The following is a 7,395-nucleotide window of genomic DNA, read 5'->3' on the forward strand; positions in this document are numbered from 1 at the left end:
GCAGTGGATCAGTCAATGCCTCTGGCGACTGTCACACCGCATTCGCGAGCAAGCCCGCTCCCACATTTTTGATGCGTTGGTGCCTTTAGAGGGCGTGTTGGAGGTTGTTCCGCAGCGCCAGTAAATCGCCTTGCAGCTTGCGCAATTGTTCGATGTCCAACCCGCTGGCGCCCAGAATGCACTGAGGAATATCCATGGCCTTGTCCCGTAGGGCGCGCCCGGCATCGGTCAATTCAACCACCACCACGCGCTCGTCTTCGCGGCTGCGGGTGCGGCTGAGCAGGCCTTCGGCTTCCAGGCGCTTGAGCAGCGGCGTCAGGGAGCCGGGATCTGTCAGCAGGCGATTGCTGATTTCACCTACGGTCAAGCCATCCTCTTCCCATAGCACCATCATCGCCAGGTACTGCGGGTAGGTCAGGCCGAGGGCTTGCAGCAGGGGTTTGTAGACCTTGGTCATCAACAACGAGGTGGAATGCAGGGCAAAACACAGTTGGTTGTCGAGCATCAAGGATTCGCAGGTATCGAGGGGCTTGGTCATGGCAGTGCCTTAAAACGTGTCTGGTTTTGAATCTAGCGGGCAAATCTTTAACGCGCCAGACAATTCTGTCCGGCCGGTCAACCCAAGCCGCTTTGCAGCGCCAGGTCCCAGGGTGGTACAGGGCTGAAGCGTGCCTTGAGGTATTCCAGCAATAACCGGCTGCGGGCGTTGGCGTGTTGCTCCAGGCGCAGGGCGTAGATGCCGGCGGTTTCAGGCGTCGGCAGGCCGTTCTCGCAGAACAGCGGTACCAGTTCGCCGCGCACCAGGTATTCACTGGCGAGCCAGGTGGGCAGGTGCGCGATGCCCAATCCCGCCAGGGCACCTGACAGCAGGGCTTCGGCGTTGTTGGCGCTCATGCGAATGCGTTGCGGGCGGTAGGTGGCTTTGCGCCCGTCCAGTTCAAAACGCCAGGCGAACATGGGTGCCAGGCCTTCCCAATCCAGGCCGTCGTGCTCGCTTAGCTGGCTGGGATGGGTCGGTGTGCCACGGCTTTTCAGGTAAGCGGGGCTGGCGCAGGCGATGCGTACGATGCTGGCCAGGGGCGTGGCGATCAGCCGGGTGTCGACGATATGCCCGGCCCGCAGCACCAGGTCGACCTTGCCCAAATGCTCGCCCTGCATGTCGACAAAGCTATCGATCAAATGCAGGTGCACGTCCAGGCCGGGGTATACGTTAAGAAAGTCGGCGATGGCAGGCGCCAGGTGCCGCCTGCCGAAGGCGGCCGGTGCGTCCACGCGGATCAACCCTTCAGGCGCGTGGCTCAGCGACACCGCTTCGGCCCGTGCCAGTTGCAACTCGCTGACAATCCGGCGGGCGCGCTCGGCAAACGCCAGGCCGGCGGGCGTTGGCACCACGGCATGGGTGCTGCGCTGAAACAGCCGGCTGCCCACCGAGCTTTCCAGGCTGTCGATGCGCCGCGCCACGGCCGAGGGCGTGAGCGGATGACGGCGCGCGGCGGCAGAAAAGCTGCCGGCTTCCAGCACATCCAGAAACAGGCTCAGTTGATCGGTCAGGGTGTTGGGGTTCATCAGTGGCTGCTTGTGCGAAATTGGCACAGCCATTGTGCGATGCTGTGCGTTTCCGCGCTAGAGCGGACTGCGTAGCATGCAAGTCTCGGGAATGGCGGGAGCAAAGTGGTGGCAGATTTAGCGTTGTATTTGGTACTGGGTGTGGCGTTGGGAACCGTCGGCGGCTTGTTCGGCATTGGCGGCGGGCTGATCGCCATTCCGGTGCTTGGGGTGTTTTTCGGCCTGGACCAACAGATCGCCCAAGGCACGGCCCTGGTAATGGTGGTGCCGAACGTGATGCTCGCGTTGTGGCGTTATCACCAGCGCAACCGGATTGAGCTGCGTCATGCGTTGCCGCTGGGCGTGATGGGCTTCTCCTTCGCCTGGTTGGGTTCAATCTGGGCGGTGGGGATAGACGCTGACGTGATGCGCGTGGGTTTTATCGCGTTTCTGTTGGTGTTGGCGTCCTACAACCTGCTGCGAATGTTTACCCACAATGCGCCGCCTTCGGCGCAGATGCGGTATTCCTGGCCGTGGCTGGGTGTGCTGGGCGCGGCTTCCGGGTCCATGGGCGGCTTATTCGGGGTAGGCGGCGCGGTGGTGGCCACGCCAGTGCTGACCAGCATCTTCGGCACCAGCCAGGTGGTTGCCCAAGGGCTGTCGCTGGCCCTGGCCCTGCCGAGCACCAGCGTGACCCTGGTGACCTACGCCTGGCACCATGAAGTGGACTGGCTGATCGGCGTGCCCTTGGCCGTTGGCGGCCTGCTCAGCATCAGTTGGGGCGTGAAAGTCGCTCATGCCATGCCCGAGCGTATGCTGCGCGGGCTGTTCTGCGGGTTCCTGGCGGTGTGCGCGGTGATGCTGACTTTTAAAGTTTGAAGCCTTCGAGGATGTATTCGGCGAGGCATTCGGTAATCGGCGAGGTGGTGCGCGGGTTGCGCAACAGCCGCAGATTGACCGACGGCAACGGCGGGAAACCATCCGCTGCGCCCAATATGCGCAGGTCTTCTGTCACCAGGCTTTCCATGTTGATCGTCACGGCCAGGCCGGCGCCCACCACCGCCAGGATCGCGGCCCCGTTGGAGCTGTGATACGCCAGTCGATATTCCTGCCCTTGGGCGTCCAGCGCGGCGCGTGCCCACTGCGTGCAAAAGCTGTCGAGGCCGGAAATGGCCAAGGGCAGGGCACTGTGTTCATCCATGCAGAAGCAGGGAGCCGCCACCCAGACCATGCGTTCATGGCGCAGCAGCTCGCCGATTTCATTCCCCGGCTCGCGGCTGATAACCGTCAGGTCGAGGTCCCGGCGCTGCATCAGTACCGCTGACGACTCGCAGTGCATTTCAATCTGGATCAGCGGGTAAGCCTTGGAAAAGCGCTTGAGAATCCCCGGCAGGTAGCGCATCACGTAGTCGTCCGGCGTACCGATGCGCACCAGCCCGACCATGTGCGGCTCGCGCAAGGTGTTGAACACCTCGCTGTGCAGCTTCAGGATCCGGCGGGCATAGCCCAATAGCACCTGGCCTTCGGGCGTCAGCCGCACCTGGCGGCCATCGCGCTCGAACAGCTTGCGCTGCAACACATCTTCTTCGAGGCGTTTCATCTGCATGCTCACCGCCGACTGGGTGCGGTTGACCTGCTCGCCGGCGCGGGTGAAACCGCCCTGATCGGCGATGGCGACGAAGGTGCGCAGCACTTCAGTGTCGATACTCGGGTAGCTGGACAATTGATCAATCTCCGAGATGTATTGCATAAGAAACATTCGTTGGATTGATCATAGCGCCAGGCACAGACTTCAGTCATCCCCACTGGAGGGCGAGATGATGAAAGGTCAAAGAGGTTTTGTTTTGATGGCGAAGCGGCCGTTTTCCGGGCTGTTTCAACTGGGTTCCCGGTGGCTGGCCGTACACCGTGAACGCCAACTGCTGATGAGCATGAGCGATGAGGCGCTCAAGGACATCGGGCTCAACCGTGGTGATGTCGAGCAGGAAAGCCGCCGGCATTTTTGGGAAGACCCGCTGCGAAAATGACTCGGGATGCAGTAGGGTGGTTCGCGAGCACACAAGGAGATGCACATGCCCGCAGAACTGTCCTTTTCCCTCAAGCAGGCGCGACGCCTGGCGCTGGCTGCCCAAGGCTTTTCCGGGCGCCAGCCACCGGCGTTGATCAAGGCCGCGCAGGTCAATCGCCTGGTTGAGCGTTTGGGCGTGTTGCAGATTGATTCGGTAAATGCGGTGGTGCGCTCGCACTACCTGCCGCTGTTTTCCCGTTTGGGTAACTACTCTCCGTTGATTCTTGAACAGGCCGCCTGGAGCTCGGGCAAGCGCCGTTCACTGTTTGAGTATTGGGGCCACGAGGCTTCGTTGTTGCCGATGGCGCTGTACCCGATGATGCGCTGGCGTATGGAGCGGGCGGCTCAGGGGCAGGGCATCTATCAGCAAATGGCGCGCTTTGGTCGCGAGCAACAGGCCACCATTGCGCGGGTGCTGGGCATCGTCGAACAGCAAGGCGCCTTGGGTGCGGGCAGTTTGTCGACCCGCGAGGAACGCGCCGGCCCCTGGTGGGATTGGAGCGATGAAAAGCATGCGTTGGAATGGCTGTTCGCAGCAGGCTTGGTGACCGTCGCCGGGCGGCGTGGTTTTGAGCGGCTGTATGACCTGCCGGAACGGGTAATCCCGGCCGAAATTCTCCAGCAAACACCCTTGAACGAGGCCGAGGCCCAGCGCGGCTTGCTGCTGCACAGCGCCACGGCGTTGGGGGTTGGCACTGAAAAAGACCTGCGCGACTATTTCCGCCTGGACCCGGGCGACAGCCGTGGGCGCCTGGCGGAGTTGGTCGAGGATGGGCAATTGATCACATGCGAGGTCCAGGGCTGGAAGCAACCGGCTTATTGCCTGCCCGAGCCAAAAGTCCCGCGCAAGGTGCCCGCCAGTGCGCTGTTATCGCCTTTTGATTCACTGATCTGGGAGCGCAGCCGTACCGAGCGTTTGTTCGATTTCCGCTATCGGCTGGAGATCTACACGCCGCAACACAAACGGGTGTTCGGCTATTACGTGTTGCCGTTTTTGCACAATGAACGGATCGCGGCGCGGGTGGATTTACGGGCGGAGCGGGCGGCCGGGCGCCTGGCGGTGCATGCCGTTCACGAGGAAGAACCGGGGCTGGACGAGGAAGGGATGCAGGCACTGGCCCTGAATTTGCGCCAGATGGCCGACTGGCTCGGGCTTGAGCAGATACAGCTCAATTGCCAGCGGGCCAGTGCGGCGCGGTTGCGGGTGGCGCTCTTAGCGCTTGACCTGTTTTAGCGTCTCGGCAATCAGGAACGCCAACTCCAGCGACTGATCGGCATTCATCCGTGGGTCACAGTGGGTGTGGTAGCGGTCCGACAGGCCATCTTCGGTGATCGGTCGCGCGCCGCCGATGCACTCGGTGACATTCTGCCCGGTCATCTCGATATGAATCCCGCCGGCATAAGTGCCTTCGGCTTCATGCACCTGGAAGAATTCCTTCACCTCGCTGAGGATCTGCGCGAAGTCCCGGGTCTTGTAGCCGCTGCTGGCCTTGATGGTGTTGCCGTGCATCGGGTCGGAACTCCACAGCACCTGCTTGCCTTCGCGCTGCACGGCGCGGATCAGGTTCGGCAGGTGGTCGCCGACCTTGTTGGCACCCATGCGCGCAATCAGGTTCAGGCGGCCGGGGTCGTTTTCCGGGTTGAGGATGTCGATCAGGCGGATCAGGTCGTCGGGGTTCATGCTTGGGCCAACCTTGACCCCGATCGGGTTGTTCACCCCGCGCAGGAATTCGACGTGGGCACCGTCCAGTTGACGGGTGCGATCACCGATCCACAGCATGTGCGCCGAGCAGTCGTAGTAGTCGTTGGTCAGGCTGTCGCGGCGTACGAAGGCTTGTTCGTAGTTGAGCAGCAGCGCCTCGTGAGCGGTGAAGAAGCTGGTCTCGCGCAATTGCGGCGAGCTGTCCATGCCGCAGGCGCGCATGAAGGCCAGGGTTTCGTCGATACGGTCGGCCAGCTGGCTGTACTTCTCGGCCAGGGCCGAGTTGGCGATGAAGTCCAGGTTCCACTTGTGCACCTGGTGCAGGTCGGCAAAACCGCCCTGGGCAAACGCGCGCAGCAGGTTCAGGGTGGCAGTGGACTGGTGATAGGACTGCAGCAGGCGGTCCGGGTCTGGCACGCGGCTTTTTTCGTCGAAGCCGATGCCGTTGACGATATCGCCGCGGTAGGCGGGCAGGGTGATGCCGTCGATGGTTTCATCGTTGGAAGAACGCGGCTTGGCGAACTGGCCAGCCATGCGACCGACCTTGACCACCGGGCAACCGGCGGCGAAGGTCATCACGATTGCCATCTGCAGCAGCACTTTGAAGGTGTCGCGAATTTTTGCCGCCGAGAACTCGGCAAAACTCTCGGCGCAATCGCCGCCCTGCAACAGGAAAGCGCGACCCTGGGTCACCTCGGCAAACTGACGGCGCAACTCACGGGCCTCGCCGGCAAACACCAGCGGCGGATAGCTCGCCAGGTTTTGCTCGACCTGCGACAGGTGTGCGGCGTCAGGGTACTGGGGTTGTTGCTGGATCGGCAGGGCGCGCCAGCTGTCGGGGCTCCAGGGTTGGCTCATCATGAACTCGAGTGATTTGCGGTCGGGGTGCCATGTTATCAGCAATTAGTACGTGACCTGCTGCTGCCGGTTCGCCCACAATCTCGCCTTTCCCGTTGGCACGCCGTTAGGAGTTGCAATGTCTGAGGAGCGCGTCGAGCGCCTGCTGGCTGAGGTCCATGATGACTTCGGCATGATCCGCGTGCTGGAAGTGGCCGATTACCGCTTTCTCGAGTTTGGCGATGCCATTGAGCAGAGTTGTGTGTTTACCGCCGACCCGAGTTGGCTGGAGTATGACTACACCCGGGCGATGTTGATTGGGGCGTTGTGCCATGAGCAGCCAGAGAGTGCGTTGTTTCTTGGGTTGGGGGCCGGGACGTTGACCCAGGCTTGCTTAAGGTTTTTGCCGCTGGAAGATGTTGAAGCGATCGAGTTGCGGCCTGATGTGCCGCGCCTGGCTATCGAGTTTTTGGGCTTGGATGATGATCCTCGGCTGTATATCCGCGTCGGGGATGCGCTGGAGTTGTTGCCCACTGCGGAGTCGGCGGACCTGATTTTTGTCGACCTGTATACCGATGTTGGTCCGGGGGTGGGGCACCTGGCCTGGAAGTTTCTCGAGAACTGCCAGAAGAAGCTGAATCCTGGGGGGTGGTTGGTGATTAATCAGTGGGCTACGGATGATGGGAAGCCTTTGGGGGCGGCGTTGTTGCGTGGGTTGTATCACCGGCATTACTGGGAGTTGCCGGTGAAGGAGGGGAATGTGATTCTGCTGGTGCCGGCGGATTTGGATCAGGTGCTTGATGTGGCTGCGTTGTCGGCTCGGGCTGAGGTCTTGGCGCCGCGGTTGGGGTATTCGCTGCAGTCGCTGATTAAGGCGATTCGGCCGGCTACGTAGGTTGTTATTGTGTACATATCCGTTATTTATGTAACGGCTACCTATGGTTTCGCTCTTACAGCGAGTCACTTTGCAAAAGCGCAAAGTAACCAAAACGCTCTGCCCCGCCTGTCGGCGCCTCGCCTAGGCTCGGCGTTCCCTCACTCCGGCGATGCTCCGCGGGCCGCCGCGATGGGCCATCCCTGGCCCAGCGCGGCTAAACCGGCGTCCTGCCGGTTTACCCGCGACGGGGCAGGGACGCCCCGTCGCGGCGGCCCGCGTAGTAATACCGGAGCTGAGGGCACACCGAGCCTAAGCGAGGTGCCGAGTGGTGGGGCAAGAGCGGTTTGCTTACTTTTGCGCTGTTCA

The 7,395-nt window shown here is 61.8% G+C and carries 8 protein-coding genes; 4 read left to right on the forward strand and 4 right to left on the reverse strand.

What is annotated here, in order from left to right; genetic code table 11:
- Nucleotides 1-85: 85 nt before the first annotated feature.
- Nucleotides 86-538, reverse strand: coding sequence for a MarR family winged helix-turn-helix transcriptional regulator (locus CEC48_RS30335; protein WP_088427185.1), 453 nt, complete (start codon nt 536-538; stop codon nt 86-88).
- Between the two features lie 77 nt (nt 539-615).
- Nucleotides 616-1,566 carry a LysR family transcriptional regulator gene (locus CEC48_RS30340; RefSeq protein WP_088427192.1) on the reverse strand — a complete coding sequence of 317 codons (951 nt, stop codon included), beginning with the start codon at nt 1,564-1,566 and terminating at the stop codon, nt 616-618.
- 108 nt (nt 1,567-1,674) lie between these two features.
- Here CEC48_RS30340 and CEC48_RS30345 point away from each other — a divergent pair, with 108 nt between their 5' ends.
- On the forward strand, nt 1,675-2,424 hold the full coding sequence (locus CEC48_RS30345) for a sulfite exporter TauE/SafE family protein (protein WP_088427186.1): 750 nt from the start codon (nt 1,675-1,677) through the stop codon (nt 2,422-2,424).
- Here CEC48_RS30345 and CEC48_RS30350 read toward each other — a convergent pair.
- Nucleotides 2,414-3,295 (reverse strand): LysR family transcriptional regulator, encoded by an 882-nt coding sequence (locus CEC48_RS30350; protein ID WP_088427187.1) that lies wholly within the window; start codon nt 3,293-3,295, stop codon nt 2,414-2,416. The two genes, CEC48_RS30345 and CEC48_RS30350, sit on opposite strands and share 11 nt — an antisense overlap.
- A gap of 70 nt (nt 3,296-3,365) precedes the next feature.
- Here CEC48_RS30350 and CEC48_RS30355 point away from each other — a divergent pair, with 70 nt between their 5' ends.
- Nucleotides 3,366-3,572 carry a DUF1127 domain-containing protein gene (locus CEC48_RS30355; protein WP_176438808.1) on the forward strand — a complete coding sequence of 69 codons (207 nt, stop codon included), beginning with the start codon at nt 3,366-3,368 and terminating at the stop codon, nt 3,570-3,572.
- 45 nt (nt 3,573-3,617) lie between these two features.
- On the forward strand, nt 3,618-4,847 hold the full coding sequence (locus tag CEC48_RS30360) for a winged helix-turn-helix domain-containing protein (protein WP_088427189.1): 1,230 nt from the start codon (nt 3,618-3,620) through the stop codon (nt 4,845-4,847).
- Here CEC48_RS30360 and CEC48_RS30365 read toward each other — a convergent pair.
- Nucleotides 4,827-6,173: a class II 3-deoxy-7-phosphoheptulonate synthase gene (locus CEC48_RS30365; RefSeq protein ID WP_088427190.1), complete on the reverse strand. Its 1,347-nt coding sequence runs from the start codon at nt 6,171-6,173 to the stop codon at nt 4,827-4,829. The genes CEC48_RS30360 and CEC48_RS30365 overlap by 21 nt on opposite strands.
- Before the next feature lie 118 nt (nt 6,174-6,291).
- On the opposite strand from CEC48_RS30365, the gene CEC48_RS30370 reads away from it, so the two are divergent.
- A complete protein-coding gene (locus tag CEC48_RS30370; RefSeq protein WP_088427191.1) occupies nt 6,292-7,047 on the forward strand; it encodes a spermidine synthase in 756 nt (251 codons plus the stop codon).
- Nucleotides 7,048-7,395: the final 348 nt, after the last annotated feature.

The organism is Pseudomonas sp. K2I15 (genome assembly GCF_002204795.1).
Lineage (GTDB): Bacteria > Pseudomonadota > Gammaproteobacteria > Pseudomonadales > Pseudomonadaceae > Aquipseudomonas.